The organism is Corallococcus sp. EGB (assembly GCF_019968905.1).
Lineage (GTDB): Bacteria > Myxococcota > Myxococcia > Myxococcales > Myxococcaceae > Corallococcus.
This window is the reverse complement of sequence record NZ_CP079946.1, coordinates 6,207,804-6,222,918: the sequence shown is the minus strand read 5'-3', so window position 1 is coordinate 6,222,918 and position 15,115 is coordinate 6,207,804. Positions and strand designations below refer to the sequence as shown.

Here is a 15,115-nt window from a genome sequence, read left to right as displayed (position 1 = left end):
GCCCGCCGCCGGAGCCACCGAAGGCACCTGACCCGACGCGGGCCGCGCAGCCGCAGGCGGCGGAGTGGCGTGGGCCGCGGGGGCCGCTCCCGGTGGCTTGGGCGGAGCCGCGGTGGGCGGCCGGGGCGCCGTGGGCGGCACGGCCGGGGGCACGGCGGCCGTCACCCGGGGCAGGGCGGGCGTCGCCGGGCGCGCGGGGGCCGGGGGCGCGGCGGGCCCTGGCGGCGCGCCAGAGTTCGGATCAGAAGGCTCGGACATCGGCGGTGCCTAGCTGGCCACGGCGGGCAGGTCGCTGTTGTGGCCCGCGAGCCGCGTGTTGCGGTTCGACTGGATCGACTGCTGGATGTCCGCCTCCGTCATGCCGGACGACAACGTGATTGTCGTGGACGTCTTCTGACCCGTCTCCACGTCGCACGCGGACACGTTCACCAGACCGTCCGTGTTGATCTCGAACGTCACTTCGATCTTCACCTCGCCGCGATACCCGATGCGGAAGCCCGAGAACTCGAACTCGCCCAGCATCTCGCACTCCTCGGCGCGGTTGGACTCACCCTGGTACACGCGGATCTTCACCTTCTCCTGCCCGTCGCGGCTGGTGGTGAAGGTCTTCGACCGGTCGATGGGCACCGGCGTGTTCTTGTCGATGATCTTCTCCGTGTACCCACCCACGGTGCCAATCCGCAGCGTCAGCGGCGTGACGTCCACCAGGAACGTCTCCGTCTTGCTGTCCAGAAGCGCGTGCGACTGGAGCGCCGCGCCCATGGCCACGACCTGATCCGGGTTGATGCCCTCCAGCGGCTCCCGCTGGAAGTAGTGCTTCACCGAGTTGCGGATGATGGGCAGCCGCGTGGGCCCGCCCACCAGGATGACCGCGTCGATGTCCGCCGCCGTCAGCCGCGCGCTCTGGAGCGCCTCGTCGCAGACCTTGAACGTGCGCTGCACCAAGTCCATCACCATCCGGTTGAACTGGTCCTGGTTGAGCGTGTTGCGCAGGTCCATCACGTTGCCGTTGGCGTCCTGGCAGATGCCCTGGCAGAGGATGTCCGCGGTGCCGTACTGGCCCACGTCGATCTTCGCCTTCTCCGCCGCGTCCTTCAGCATCTGCAGGCAGTACTTGTTCTGCCGGAGGTCCAGCCGCGTGCGGTTGAGGAAGTCGTCCGCCATCCACGTCATGATGCGGTCGTCGAAGTCGTCGCCGCCCAGGTACGTGTCACCCGCCGTGGCCAGCACCTCGAAGACGTCCTTGCCAATCTCCAGGATGGACACGTCGAACGTGCCGCCGCCCAGGTCGTAGACGACGACGCGCTGGTTGACGTCCCGGCCGAACCCATAGGCCAGCGCCGCCGCGGTGGGCTCGTTGAGGATGCGCAGCACCTCCAGCCCCGCGATGCGGCCCGCGTCCTTCGTCGCCTGGCGCTGGTTGTCGTTGAAGTACGCGGGGACGGTGATGACCGCCTTGTGGACCTCGCGGCCCAGGTACGTCTCCGCGACGGCCTTCATCTCCTTGAGCACCAGCGCGGAGATCTCCGGCAGCGAATAGCTGCGGTCCCGCACGCCGATGCGCACCGAGTTGTTCTCGCCCTCGACGATGCGGTACGGCATCACCGCCTGGGCCTTCTTCACCTCGTCGGAGAAGTAGTACCGGCCGATGAGACGCTTGGCCGAATAGACCGTGTTCTCCGGGCTGGTGATGATGTTCTTCTTCGCCGCGTTGCCTACCAGCACGGAGCCTTCCTCCAGGAAGGACACGCACGAGGCATGCGTCGTCTCGCCCCACTCGTTGGGGATGACCGTGGGCTGGCCCTCATGCACGACGGACACGCACGAATACGACGTGCCCAGGTCGATGCCGATTGCGATGTCGTCCGCCATTCCGTCTCCGGTGAAGACCTGCACCCCGGCCCCTCCTGGAAGAGGGCCGCCGGGAAGCGCCCGGAGGTTAGGCGCCACGCTCCGGGGTGTCAATTCAATGACTGAGCAAATGCCAGCCATTTCAAGGGCTTAGCGCCAGAGCAGGGGAGCGGGTTGGGAACGATGAACCTGGGTCCCATGGACCTTATCCCTTCAGGGGAAGGGGGGTTTCACCATGTCCGCCATCCTCGCCGCCCTGTCCTCGGACCCCAACCTGCTGCGCTGTGAGCTGCACCGGCTGACCGGGAAGGTCGTCCTCCGCTCGGAGGCACGGGCCAACGCCCTGGGGGTGGGGACCTATGCCCAGGAGGAGGTGCTCCTGCGCCGCCTGGCGCCGGACCGGGACCTCACCCTGGACGACCTGGCGCCCCCGCACGAATCCGAGGCCGTGCTCTTCCACGCGGGCCGGCTGCCGCCGGGCCTGTCGCCCGAGGAGAACACCCAGCCGTTCCGGGCGCGCCACTGGCTGTTCGCCCACCAGGGGCCGCTGCCGGACTTCGAGCCCCTGCGCGCCCTGCTGCTGCAGCGCGTGCCGGAGCACCTCCAGCGGCAGGTGCGCGGCTCCACCGACAGCGAGCTCCTCTTCGCCCTGTTCCTCACGAACCTGCGCAAGCTGGGCCGCACGGATGACCCGCGCCTGGAGCCCGGCGTCGCGGGCCGCGTGCTGCGCGACACCGTGCGAGAGGTGGAGGCCGCGCTCGTCCAGGTGGGGCAGGTGCGCACGCCGCCGCTCAACATGGTGGCCACCAACGGCGCCGTGCTGCTCGCCACCCGCCGGGGCGAGGCCCCGCTGTACTACACGCGCCTGGAGGGCACCGGGGAGTGCTCGCACTGCGGCGTGGACACGACCACGCCGGAGACGCACCCGGAGGTGGGCGCGCACCGCCGCCGCCGCACGGTGGTGGTGGCCAGCCACGTCACGCGCACGAATGGCTGGGTGGAGCTGCCGCAGGGCACGACGCTGACGGTGGGCGCGGACCTCCAGGTCGGCCACCTGCCGCCGGAGTGACCGCGGCGCTACGGGCCGCCGAAGAAGGAGACCTCCAGGAAGCGCACGTACAGGTTGCAGGCGGCGTGGAAGAGGGAGCAGCCGATGATGGTACCCGTGCGCTCGCGCATCCAGCCGAAGAGGAGCGCGGGGAAGAACACCGCCAGCCGCCACGTCTGGAAGATGGCCAGGTGGCCCAGCGCGAAGAGGAGCGCCGTCACCCAGAAGGCGCGTCCCAGCCGGGCGCCCAGCACCACTCGCCCCTGGGGCCACGCGTCTCGCAGGCGGGCCTGGAGGTAGCCCCGGTAGAAGAACTCCTCCGGCAGGGCCACGACGAAGAGCTGATCAATCATCCACTCGCCGAAGCGCGGGGGCAGGCGGGGCTGGAAGTGGCCCTCGCCGATGATGGGCGTCAGGTGGTGCGCGAGCGCGGGTGGCAGGTGCGGCACCACCTGCACGAAGGCCGCGAAGCCCGCGAAGAACAGCGGCCCCACGATGGCGCACATCACCAGGAACAGGCGCAGGTCCTGCTTCCACGCGCGCAGTGTGAGGCCGTAGTCGCGGTAGTCCTCGTCGCGCCAGCGCATGGGGATGAGCGGCAGGTAGAGGAAGCCCACCGTGGCCACCAGCTTGGGCACGCTGGTGCCCCCGGCGATGAGGAACGCCACGATGATGCCCAGGAAGCCCAGCGCCCAGAGGCCCATCGCCTCCTGCACCGCGCTCAGCTTGAACGGCGGCCCCGCGGGACGGCTCATGGCGCGTCCACCGAGGCGAGCTCCGCCTTCACCGCGGAGAGCGGCAGGGCGCGGGCGCCCCGGCCGCGGCGCTCGACGACGACGCCCACCAGCCGCCCGTCGCCGTCATACAGCGGGCTGCCGGGCACGAGCGTGAGGTCCACGTCGAAGAACGGCGCGGGGGCGTCCTTCGCCACGGCCGCCTTGGGCGTGTCCCGCTGCCCCTTCTTGCGCGCGGGCAGGACGCCCACCACCCAGCGGCCCGCGAGCCCCTCCGGCGCCAGCCGCACGGGCGCCGCGGGCCACGTGCCCTGGGGGCCCGCCACCACCGCGACCTGGAGCGCCGCGCTGGAGAGCACCACGCGCGCCGTCAGGGTGTTGCCCTCATGCACCACCTGGGCGGAGTCCGGGCCCACGTGCGACGCGGCGGTGAGCACCTGGCCGTCCGCTCCCACGATGATGCCGGGGCCCGCGTGCTGGGGCCCGCGCACGCGCACCGACGAACGGGTGTGCAGCTCCAGCACGCGCTGGAGGTCCGCGCGCGACGGACGAGGCTCGGCGCCGGCCGGGGTGGGCCAGGCCAGGAGGAGGCAGAGGAGGGCGGGGACGAGGAGGGGCGGGCGGAACATCTTCGCGCCCGCGAGCCTATCAGCGCTCCCGCAGGGCGGCGAGGAAGCTCTCCGCGGACCGGGTGTTGAGGATGTCCTGCTTGCGCGCCCAGCCGCGCCGCGCCGTGGCCACCGCGAAGGCCAGGTTCTTCAGGTCCTCCTGGCGGTGCGCGTCGCAGCTCACCACCAGCTTCACCCCTCGCCGCACGGCCTGCCGCACGTACTCGGACTTGATGTCCAGGCGCGCCGGCTTGCCGTTGATCTCCACCGCGACCCCGCGCTCCCGTGCGCGCTCCAGCACCTCCTCCATTCGGAGGGCGTAGGGCTCCCGGCTCTGGATGAGGCGGCCGGTGGGGTGTCCCAGGATGTGCAGGTGCGGGTTGTCCAGCGCGGCCAGCACCCGGCGCGTCATCTGGTCCTCGTCCATGGAGTGGCGCACGTGGATGGAGGCGATGACGACCTCCAGCTGCTCCAGCACGCTGTCCGCGTAGTCCAGCGCCCCTGATTCGAGGATGTCCACCTCGATGCCCTTGAGCAGCCGCATGCCGGGCACCGCCGCGTTCACGCGGTCGATCTCCTCCCACTGCCGCTTGAGGTCATCCACCTTGAGGCCGCCCGCGTGGATGGCCGCCTCGCTGTGCTCGGTGACGGTGAGGTACTTGAGCCCCAGCGCCTTGGCCGCGCGCGCCATCTCCTCCAGCGTGTTGCGGCCGTCGGACCAGGTGCTGTGCGCATGCACCGCGCCCTGCACGTCCTCGAGCGTCACCAGGTCCTCCGGCAGCTTCCCGGCCCGCGCGGCCTCCACCTCGCCATTGTCCTCGCGCAGCTCCGGCGGCACCTCCTGCATGTCCAGGAGCCGGTACAGCGCCGCCTCATCGGGGACGGGGACCTTGGTGCCGTCCTCGCGGTGCACGCCCCACTCGGAAATCTTGAGGCCCTTCTCGTGGCCCAGGTTGCGCAGCCGGATGTGGTGCGCCTTGGAGCCGGTGAAGTGGTGCAGCGCGGTGGCGAAGTCCTCGTCCGGCAGCACGCGCAGGTCCACCTGGAGATCTCCCTGCACCATGCGCACGGAGCACTTGCTGTCGCCCTTGCCAATCACCGTGGCCACGCCCGGCGCGTTCGCGAGCGCGTCCAACACCGGGCCGGCCTCCTTCGCGGACGCGATGAGGTCCACGTCGGCCACGGTCTCCGCGCGCCGGCGCACGCTGCCGCCCAGGCTCGCGCGCACCACGCCCGGGGCCTGGCGGATCAGCTCCAGCAGTCCTTCCGCGATGGGGAGCGCTTCGCCCAGCAGCTTCCGCTCGCCCCTGGCGCGCCGGTACACCGCGATGCCGTCCAGGAGCTTCGCCTCGCTCCTGGCGCCAAAGCCCTTGAGCTCCCGCACGCGGCCGTCGCGGCAGGCGCGCTCCAGGTCCTCGACGCTGCCGACCTGGAGCTCACTCCACAGGGCGGCCACCTTCTTCGGCCCCACGTCCGGCAGCTTCATCAGCTCCAGCAGGCCGGCAGGGAACCGGGCCTTCAGCTCCTCGAAGGCCGTCATGCGGCCGGTCGTCACCAGCTCGGTGAGCTTGTCGGCGAGCCCCGGGCCGATGCCCTGGAGCTCCTGCAGGCGGCCCTCGGCGACGACGGCGCCCAGGTCCTGCGGCAGGTTGGCGATGCGGTCCGCGGCGATGTCATAGGCGCGGACGCGAAAGCCGCTCTGCCCCTGGAGCTGGAGCAAGAGGGACATGTCCCGGAGGACCTGGGCAACGGCCGCCTTGTCGGTGAGCACGGCGGTGGAGGGTGTCACGTCGGGAGTCACGGTCGGGAAATTAATGCCGGGGGAACAGGGGTGCAGGCCCGCACGGGTTGTGGGAAAAGGAACGCAATGACGAAGATCAAGCTGGGCCCCGCGGACTTCGCCGAGAGGGAGATGCGGGGTTACGAAATCGGCAAGCGCAACGTCTGCATCGCGAAGATCCACGGCCGCTACAAGGGCCTCGACGACTGGTGCAACCACGCGGGGTGTCTGCTGTCGGGCGGACGCCTGGAGGACAACATGGTCGTGTGCCCCTGCCATGAGGTCGGCTTCGACATGGACACAGGCAAGAACGCGACCTCTCCCGGCGTCTGTGATGACCAGCCGACGGTGCAGCTCGCGGTCGAGGACGGGAATCTCGTCGTCGACCTGCCGGACGTCTGAGCCTCCTCGCCCCGCCCCCCTTCTTCAGGAGCGTCCACCATGGGACACGACGGACACGAACACGACCATGACCCCGGTCATGGCCACGGCCATCACCATCATCACCACGGCCATTCTCACGACCACGGGCACTCGCACGACCACGGGCACTCGCACGACCACTCGCATGACCATGACCACGGGCATTCGCACGAAGGCTCGGCGGTGGCGGCGGAGCACAAGTCGCGCGCGCCCGTGCACGTCAGCGCGTTCGTGGTGACGTGCTCGGACAGCCGGGACGCGTCGCACGACCGCAGCGGGAAGGACCTGCGCGACGGTCTGTCCGCCGCGGGGCACACCGTCGCCGGGCACGCGGTGGTGAAGGATGATCCGGAGGCCATCCGGGGCGCGCTCGCGCAGGCGCAGGCGGCGGGGGCCCGCGCGGTGCTCTTCACGGGCGGCACGGGCATTGGCCGCCGCGATTGCACGGTGGAGACGCTGCGCGCGCTCTTCGAGAAGGAGCTGCCCGGCTTCGGCGAGCTGTTCCGCATGCTGTCGTTCCAGCGCATCGGCAGCCCCGCGATGATGTCTCGCGCCACGGCGGGCACGTACCAGGGGATGATCCTCTTCGCGCTGCCGGGCTCGCCCCAGGCGGTGAAGCTGGCGCTGGACGCGCTCATCCTCCCGGAGCTGGGCCACGCGGTGCGCGAGCTCACGCGTTAGGATTGGACTGGAAGGACGCGGCCTGGCGCCGCGTTCCCACCGACACGTGAAAGCCCGTGAGACGAAGAAGCGCCGGGCCGCGCATCCCGGCTTGAGCGCCCAGGCGGCCGACCGCCTGCGCCCCCGCCTGGATGCCTTCCTGGCGTCCACGGATCAAACCGCGCGTATCGGGTTCGACCCGGTGGAGTTCCCCCACCGCTACACGGATCCACGCGACGTGGAGGTCAGCGCGCTGCTCGCGGCGGCGCTGGCCTACGGGCGCGCGGACCTCTTCCGCCCGAAGGTGGACGCGCTCCTCAGACAGATGGGCCCGTCGCCCGCGGCCTTCGTGCGCGCGCTGGAGGTGAAGGGCGCGAAGGCGCTGCTCACGGGCTTCGTGTACCGCTTCAACGTGGGCACCGACCTGGCCGTGCTCCTCATGGGCATGGGCCGGGCGCTGCGCGAGCACGGCAGCCTGGAGGCCCTCTTCGTCCAGGGCTGGAAGGCGAACGGCACGCTCCACGGGGCGCTCGCGGCCTTCACCGCGGCGCTGCGGGACGTGCCCATGGACGCGCTTCGCCAGGCGCTGGGACCGGAGCGGGGGCTGCATCACCTGTTGCCCTCGCCGCTGGGACCGGGGGCCGCGAAGCGCCTCAACCTGTATCTGCGCTGGATGGTGCGCGGGCCGGACGCGGTGGACTTCGGCATCTGGAAGCAGGTTCCACCGTCGGTGCTGCTCGTGCCGCTGGACACGCACATCGGCCGCATGGCGCTGAACCTGGGGCTCACGAAGCGGACGGACCTCACCTGGCGCACGGCCGAGGAGGTGACGGCGTCGCTGCGGGCGCTCGATCCCGAGGACCCCGTCCGCTACGACTTCGCTTTGTGTCACTACGGGATGAGCGGCGCGTGCCCGGCGAAGACGCTGCCCCGGCACTGTGAGCGTTGTTCGCTCCTACCCTCCTGCAAGGTAGGCCCCCGCGTCGTCGCGCGCGGTTCACTGCAATTCTGAGTCCCACTGGACCCGGAAATGGGCTACGGGCAGTCCGCGCGGCCCCGCGTTGACGGGTTGGCGCGGTCAAGGCTGCAATGCGGACGAGCGGCGCGGGAGATGATGCCCGCGGGGCGCGAGGAGCGACGCGGTGCACGCAATGCTGGTGGCGGTTCCAGCCCCGGTGGCCCAGGACGTGGAGCGCGAGCTTTGCGCCACGGCCGAAGGGCGCGCGTGCCGGATCATCCGCGTGGAGTCCCCGCCGGAGCCGCTGCCTGAAGGGCTCGTCGTCCTGTGGGACCACGGCGGTCCGCTGGAGGCCGTGAAGGCGCGCTGCCAGTGGGCGCACGCGCGGCGGCTGCCGACCCGCACCTGGCTGGTGGTGCTGACGACGCGCGAGGGCGTGGAGGCGGAGGCCCTGGTCGAGGCGGGCGCGGACGAGTGCGTGGCGCCGCCCGGCACGCGCTGGGGCGCGAGGCTCGTGGCGCTCCGGCGCAGGTCCGCGGACGGAGACGCGCAGGCGCTCCGGCGGGCCCGCGACATGTTCCAGGGCGCGCTGGACGCGGTGCCGGAGCCGCTGTTCATCAAGGATCGGGAGCACCGGCTCGTGGCGGTGAACAGCGCCTACTGCCGCCTGCAGGATCAACCCGCCGAAGCGCTGCGCGGCAAGCCCACCTCGTCGCAGGTGCCGGCCCACCAGGCGGAGGCGTCGTGGCGCCAGGACGAGCGCGCCTTCACCACCGGGCAGACCGTGGAGGACGAGGGCACCTTCACGGACGCGAAGGGCCGCTCGCGCGAGGTGCTCACGCAGCGGGCCGCGTACATGCTGCCCAACGGCGAGCGCTTCCTCGTGGGGCTCGTGCGAGACGTCACCGAGCGCACCCGTCTGGAGACGCAGCGGCGGCTGGCGGAGCGGATGACGTCCGTGGGCACGCTGGCCGCGGGCGTCGCGCATGAAATCAACAACCCGCTCTCCTATGTGACGTCCAACCTCGCCTACCTCTGGGAGCGCGTGGCGCAGCCGGTGGTGCCCTCCGAGCAGTTGGAGGAGCTGCGGCAGGTGGTGGCGGAGGCGCTGGAGGGCGCGGGCCGGGTGCGCTCCATCGTGCGCGACCTGCGGACGTTCTCGCGCACGGAAGAGGAGCAGCACGGGCCGGTGGACGTGCTGCGCGCGGTGGAGGGCGCGGTCAAGCGGATGCGCGACGAGCTTCAGCACCGCGCGCGCCTGACGTGCGACCTGGAGCCGGTGGCCGCGGTGCACGGCAACGAAGGGCGGCTGGCGCAGGTGGTGACCCACCTGTTGATGAACGCGCTCCAGGCCTTTGGCGAGCGGCCCGCGGAAGAGAACGTGCTCAAGCTGCGCGTGCGCCCGGGCCGCGAGGGCCACGTGCTGATTGAAGTGGAGGACAACGGGCACGGCATGTCCGTGGAGGTGCGTCAGCGCATCTTCGACCCGTTCTTCACCACGCGCTCGCCCAGGGGGGGCACGGGCCTGGGCCTGTCCATCTGCCTCACGCTGGTGCACGCGATGGGCGGCCACATCGAGGTGGCCAGCGAGCAGGGGCAGGGCAGCCTCTTCCGCGTGGAGCTGCCTGCGCTCACGTTGCCGCCTGAAGCACCTCGGCCCGCGCAGCCCGTCTCGGCCGTGACGGAGGAGCCCGCGCAGACGGTGCGCGCGACGCGGAGCCTGCGCAAGCTGCTGCTCATCGACGACGAGCCGGCGGTGGGCAGCGCGGTGAGCCGGCTCTTGCGCAACCTCTACGAAGTGCACGTCACCCAGGACGCGCGTGAGGCATTGAAGCGGCTGTCGCACGGCGAGAAGTACGACGCCATCCTCTGCGACCTGATGATGCCGGGCATGAGTGGCATGGACTTCCTCGTCGAACTGGAGCGGCTGGCGCCGGAGCTGGCGCCGCGCACCGGCCTGATGACGGGCGGGGTGAACCCGCAGGCCCGCGAGTTCGTGGGCCGCCGCGCGCGAGAGCTGCTGGAGAAGCCCTTCGAGCGCGACCAGCTGTGCACCTTCGTCGAGACCCTGATGCAATGAAGCGCCGGCTGCGCTGGACGCTGGGGGCCGTGCTTACGGCCCTGCTGCTGGCGGCCGTCGCCCTGGCGCCGTCCGGCCTGCGGGGCCTGTCCTTCATGCTGCGCGCGGCGGGCCTCCACGGCACCGCGGCGGATGCCCTGGCCCGCTACGGCACCGGCGCCTTCACCGTCACGGACCTGAGCGTGCCCACGCGCCACGGGCCGGTGCGCGGGCGGCTCTACCAGCCGGACCATCGCCAGGGCCGGCTCATCGTCCTCACGTCGGGCGTGCACGCGGCGGGCATCGACGAGCCCCGGCTGGTGAAGCTCGCCGAGGACCTGGCCATCGGCGGGTATCCGGTGCTCACGCCGGAGCCGCCGGACCTGCTGCGCTACGAAATCACTCCGCGCCTGCCGGACGTCATCGAGGACACGGCCCTGTGGGCGCTGGGCCCGGGGGCGCTGGCGCCGGAAGGGAAGGTGGACCTCGTCGGCATCAGCTTCTCGGGAGGCCTGTCCGTCGTCGCGGCGGGACGGCCCGCGCTGCGCGACAAGGTGGCCGCGGTGTTGTCCTTCGGTGGGCACGGCGAGCTGTCGCGCGTGTTGTCCTTCCTGTGCACGGGTGTGCAGGCGGACGGGGTGCACCGCAGGCCGCACGACTACGGCGTGGTGGTCATCCTGCTGAACGTCGCGGACCGGCTGGTGCCACCGGAGCAGGTGGAGGCCCTGCGCAAGGGCGTCCTGATGTTCATGCACGCGTCGCATCTGACGCTCGTGGACAGCAAGCAGGCGGAGGCCGCGTTCGCGGAGGCGCGCGCGATGGAGGCCTCGCTGCCGGAGCCCGCCGCCACGCTGCTGCACCAGGTGAACACGCGCGATGTGACCGTGCTGGGCCCCCGGCTGCTGCCTTTCGTGAAGGGCTTCGCGGGGGATCCGTCGCTTTCGCCGGAGCGGTCCCCCGCGCCCGAAGCGCCCGTGTACCTGCTGCACGGGACGGATGACTCCGTCATCCCCGCCATCGAGTCCACGCTGCTGGCGCGCGCGCTGGAGCCGCACACGCGGGTGCACCTGCTGCTCACGCCGCTGATCACCCACGCGGAGATGGATCGGTGGGCCGGTGCGACGGATGCGCTGAAGATGGTGCGCTTCTGGTCGGCCCTCCTCGGCGAGTAGTGCGCCGCCACGCGACTTGACGTCCGCGGCCGGGAACGGCTGCCATGGCGGACATGTCCATGTCCCTCATGGTGTCGTTGGGCTGGCTGTTGGCGGCATCGCCCTCGCAGGCGAGGCGCATCGTCCCGTGTCCGCCGGACTCCGCCGATTGGAGGTCGGCGCAGGAGGAGCTGTCCGCGTTCGACGCTCGGATGGAGGCGCTTCCAGAGGATGGCGAGGTGGAGGATGTGCGGTCGGGGCTCCAAGTGCTGCTGAGCCACCGCTGCTTCGGCATCGCTCGCGCGGAGGAGAGCCGGGAGCCGCTGACCTGGGACGAGGAGACCGTCGCGCCCGCGCTCGCGTTGAAGACGTGGTGGCGCGACGGGGGAAAGGCGTACTTCACGTCTCAACTGGAGCTGGGGCGTGCCGGGGCACAGACCGTCGTGATTCCTCCCGACCTTCGCGGCGTGCTGGCGCGCGAGGCCGCCCCGAAGCATCGGCTCGCGTCCCTGCTGTGCCCGCTGAAGGCCGGCGAGTGCGGCGTGGAGACCGAGGCCTGGCGCGCGCGGGCGGAGAAGGCCTTCCGTCCGGAGAACCGGCGCCCCGGCACGTTCAAGGAGGATGAGCCGATCGCGCCGGACTGCATGAAGAAGGCCCGGAGGCACCCATCCCGGCTTCGCTACATGGCCTGGCGCGCATGTCTGGACACGAGCCTGAAGACGCGGAATGTGGTGCCGGCGCTGCCGCTGGGACGCATCCGCGCGCCGACGGACGGCTGGCTGGTGATCCGGGGCCGGCGAGGGCATTACGACTTCTGTGATCAGCTCGACGCCTATCACCTGGCGACCGGGACCGTGTATCGCTCGAGCAGTTGCTCCAACCTGGCGTTGAAGTCCGATGGCAGGGTGGACGTGGCGGGAACGGACGCAGCAAGGCAGTCCGGCGTGAAGGTGGGGCGCGTGTCGCCGGAGCGGATCCGTGAGCTGTCGTGGATGCTGCTGCTGGAGCCGGAGGTGGAGGACCGGGTGCAGGTGGCGGCCGTGCGCGTGCCGGTGCCGCCCGGCCTCCGCGTGGAGTGGCCCGCGACCGATGAAGGGCGCGAGGGTGGGGTGATGGGCGGCACCGTCGGGGGCTCCACGGCGCAGACGACCCTGAGCTGGAAGTGGTTTCCTCCCGGGGGCGTGGAGCCCCTGTCGGGCAGCTTCCGGTTTCCCTATGCGTGGGCTCCCGGCGAGGACCACGCGAACGTGCTCATGACTGAGGCCGAAGCCACGTTGCAGGAGGGCTGCCCGGCGTTGCCCGTTCCGGTCCGGGAGCTCGAATTCACGCGCGAGCCCGGCGTCAACCGCATCGACGCGCCGGAGGGCGTGTCCAAGGTCCAGGACGCGCGGGTGGACGCGCTGCTCACCTGGAGGCCTCCGCCGGGCTGCGCGCCGGGCAAGAACGGTGGGTAGGTCTCCGCACGCTGACGGTTGCAACAGCAAGCATCATGGAGGGCAGCCGTCCAGGCGTCACGCAGGCGACAGCGCCCTTGGGGGATGGTGGCGCGGCGGTGGCTCTGGTTGATGCTGACGCCCCATGAGCGTCCGCATCTTCGACGTCCTCCCCCATGAAGACGTATTGGATTACGTGCAGCGCCTGAGCGGCGGCTTCGATGCGCGTCTGTATCAGCAGGTGCTGGGCGCGGCGAACGCGTTCAAGGAAGGTGACGCGGCCATCGGTGTCGCGGCGTCGGACGAGGACTCGCGGCGCAACGCGCGGGCCCTGCTGTCGCGCACGCGGTTGGACGACCTGCACGCGCATCCCCCCTTCGAGGACCGGCTGCACGTCTTCAACCTGGAGGCGTGGGATTCAGCCCGCTGGAAGCGCGTCGGGGACTGGACGCTGGGGCGGCTCAAGGACTTCCTGCTCACCGGGGAGGAGTCGGCCGTGCACGGCGTGCTCGACGGGCTCCCCAGCGACGTCATCGCGTGCGTCGTGAAGCTGATGGACGACGCGGAATTGAGGGCCGTGGGTGGGCGCATCTTCCATCCGCTGCCGGGCAGCCGCGTGGGCGCGAGGGGCTATCTGGGCGCGCGGTTGCAGCCCAACTCGCCCACGGATCATCCGGAGGACATCCGCTGGCAGGTGTTCAACGGCTGGTCCTTCGCGGTGGGCGACGTGGTGCTGGGGACCAACCCCGTGTCCTCGGACGTCGCGTCCGTGGCCGCGATGGAGTCCGCGCTGCACGACGTGCTGGTGACGTTTGGATTGGAGGACGTGATGCCCCACTGCGTGCTCGCGCACATCGACGTGCAGGCGCAGGTGGAGGCGCTGCGGCCGGGCACCACGGGCATCTGGTTCCAGAGCCTGGGCGGGAACGAGGCCGCCAACCGCACGTTCGACGTGACGCTGGAGAAGATGGTGGCGCACGCGGCGTCGCGCACCGGGCGCTGGGGCCTGTACTTCGAGACGGGGCAGGGCGCGGACGCGACGAACGGGCACCACCACGGCACGGACATGCTCATCCACGAGTCGCGCAAGTACGGCTTCGCGCGGGCCCTCAAGCGCCGCGTGGCCCTGGCGCAGGCGGGCGCGGGGCGTGACGCGGCGCCGTGGGTGCACGTCAACGACGTGGCGGGCTTCATCGGCCCGGAGGTCTTCCGCACGCGCGAGCAGCTGGTGCGCTGCTGCCTGGAGGACATCGTGATGGGCAAGCTGCACGGCCTCACGCTGGGCCTGGACGTGTGCTCCACGCTGCACATGGACGTGACGCTGGAGGACCTGGGCTGGTGCCAGGAGCAGCTCGCGGAGGCCGGGCCCGCGTACCTGATGGCGCTGCCCACGCGGAATGATCCGATGCTCAGCTACCTCACCACGTCCTTCCAGGACCACGTGCGGTTGCGCGAGCGGTATGGCCTCAAGGTGGACGACCGGATGTGGGCCTTCTTCCAGCGCCTGGGGGTCATCGACGCGGACGGCCGCCCCACGAAGCATTTCGGCGACCCGGCCCATGTGTATGTGCACTACCGCCGGGCCCAGGGCGATACGCGGACGGAGGCGGAGCTGCGCGTGGAGGCGGAGGCGCGGATGGCGGAGGTGCGTGCCCGGGGCGTGCCGCTGGCGGTGGGGCACGGCGATGAGCCGTGGATGCTGGAGCCCACGCTGGAGCGGGAGGTGCGCGGCCTCTACGACGACGGCAAGGTCGGGCTGTGGTCGGAGCTGTCCGACGCGGCGGTGGCGTCCATCCAGGGCGCGGCGCGGCTCAAGACGCGCTCCCTGGACCGTCGCGACTACATCCTGCACCCGCCGTCCGGCGAGTCGCTGGACGAGGCCTCGGAGGTGACGGTGCGCGCGCTGCGCGACCAGCACGCGGGCCGGTACGACGCGCAGGTGGTCGTGTCGGACGGGCTGGACCCACGGTCGCTGATGGACGAGGGCCACCTGGCGCCGTTCCTGGCGCGGCTGCGCGCGGAGCTGGAGGCGACGGGCTGGACGGTGGCGCCGGAGGTGCTGGTGGTGAAGCACGGCCGGGTGCGTGCGGGCTACCAGGTGGGCCATCTGCTGTTCGGCGCGGAGGGGGACCTGCGTCCGCGCGCCCTGGTGCATGTGATTGGCGAGCGCCCCGGCTCCGGGCACCACGCCTTCTCCGCGTACCTCACCGCGCCGGACGCGGACACCTGGGCGAAGCCTGCCGCGGTGGACCACGACCGCACCCGGCTCATCGCCGGCATCTCCGACACCAGCGTCAGGCCCGAGGACGCCGCCGTGGAGTCGGCGCGGATCCTCGCGGAGGCGCGGACATCAACCGCGCTCTTGGTGTCGGGGATGGCCTAGACGCAGCGGCCGAGGATCGCGGATGCA

General features: G+C 71.3%; 12 protein-coding genes. 8 read left to right on the top strand and 4 right to left on the bottom strand.

What is annotated here, in order from left to right:
- Positions 1 to 267: 267 nt before the first annotated feature.
- Positions 268 to 1,872 carry a molecular chaperone DnaK gene (gene dnaK / locus KYK13_RS25545; RefSeq protein WP_223646758.1) on the bottom strand — a complete coding sequence of 535 codons (1,605 nt, stop codon included), beginning with the start codon at positions 1,870 to 1,872 and terminating at the stop codon, positions 268 to 270.
- A gap of 214 nt (positions 1,873 to 2,086) precedes the next feature.
- Between dnaK and KYK13_RS25540 the strand changes: the two genes are divergently transcribed.
- The gene (locus KYK13_RS25540; RefSeq protein ID WP_223634485.1) at positions 2,087 to 2,920 is read left to right on the top strand and encodes a class II glutamine amidotransferase; all 834 of its coding nucleotides are present in this window, start codon (positions 2,087 to 2,089) and stop codon (positions 2,918 to 2,920) included.
- A gap of 8 nt (positions 2,921 to 2,928) precedes the next feature.
- Here the strand turns inward: KYK13_RS25540 and mrtX are convergent, their stop codons facing one another.
- Genes mrtX through polX form a run of 3 tightly spaced genes read right to left on the bottom strand, consistent with a single transcriptional unit; the run spans position 2,929 to position 6,042 of the window.
- Positions 2,929 to 3,654 (bottom strand): myxosortase MrtX, encoded by a 726-nt coding sequence (mrtX, locus tag KYK13_RS25535; RefSeq protein ID WP_223634482.1) that lies wholly within the window; start codon positions 3,652 to 3,654, stop codon positions 2,929 to 2,931.
- Positions 3,651 to 4,262: a serine protease gene (locus tag KYK13_RS25530; RefSeq protein ID WP_223634479.1), complete on the bottom strand. Its 612-nt coding sequence runs from the start codon at positions 4,260 to 4,262 to the stop codon at positions 3,651 to 3,653. The genes mrtX and KYK13_RS25530 overlap by 4 nt, the downstream gene beginning before the upstream one ends.
- Positions 4,263 to 4,281: 19 nt before the next feature.
- The gene (polX, locus tag KYK13_RS25525) at positions 4,282 to 6,042 is read right to left on the bottom strand and encodes a DNA polymerase/3'-5' exonuclease PolX (protein ID WP_223634477.1); all 1,761 of its coding nucleotides are present in this window, start codon (positions 6,040 to 6,042) and stop codon (positions 4,282 to 4,284) included.
- Positions 6,043 to 6,108: 66 nt separating this feature from the next.
- Between polX and KYK13_RS25520 the strand changes: the two genes are divergently transcribed.
- From KYK13_RS25520 to eutB, 7 genes are all read left to right on the top strand, one after another.
- Entirely contained in the window at positions 6,109 to 6,423 is a 315-nt protein-coding gene (locus KYK13_RS25520) for a Rieske 2Fe-2S domain-containing protein (RefSeq protein ID WP_223634474.1), read from the top strand.
- Positions 6,424 to 6,657: 234 nt separating this feature from the next.
- Complete coding sequence (locus KYK13_RS25515; RefSeq protein WP_223646756.1) at positions 6,658 to 7,125, top strand: molybdenum cofactor biosynthesis protein B; 468 nt, start codon at positions 6,658 to 6,660, stop codon at positions 7,123 to 7,125.
- A 115-nt stretch (positions 7,126 to 7,240) separates the two neighbouring features.
- Entirely contained in the window at positions 7,241 to 8,116 is an 876-nt protein-coding gene (locus tag KYK13_RS25510) for a TIGR02757 family protein (protein WP_223646754.1), read from the top strand.
- Between the two features lie 139 nt (positions 8,117 to 8,255).
- The gene (locus tag KYK13_RS25505) at positions 8,256 to 10,142 is read left to right on the top strand and encodes an ATP-binding protein (protein ID WP_223646752.1); all 1,887 of its coding nucleotides are present in this window, start codon (positions 8,256 to 8,258) and stop codon (positions 10,140 to 10,142) included.
- On the top strand, positions 10,139 to 11,293 hold the full coding sequence (locus KYK13_RS25500; RefSeq protein WP_223634471.1) for a hypothetical protein: 1,155 nt from the start codon (positions 10,139 to 10,141) through the stop codon (positions 11,291 to 11,293). Before KYK13_RS25505 ends, KYK13_RS25500 begins: the two co-directional genes overlap by 4 nt.
- Before the next feature lie 44 nt (positions 11,294 to 11,337).
- Complete coding sequence (locus KYK13_RS25495) at positions 11,338 to 12,726, top strand: hypothetical protein (protein WP_223634467.1); 1,389 nt, start codon at positions 11,338 to 11,340, stop codon at positions 12,724 to 12,726.
- Between the two features lie 124 nt (positions 12,727 to 12,850).
- Entirely contained in the window at positions 12,851 to 15,088 is a 2,238-nt protein-coding gene (gene eutB, locus KYK13_RS25490; RefSeq protein WP_223634464.1) for an ethanolamine ammonia-lyase subunit EutB, read from the top strand.
- The last annotated feature ends 27 nt before the right edge of the window (positions 15,089 to 15,115 follow it).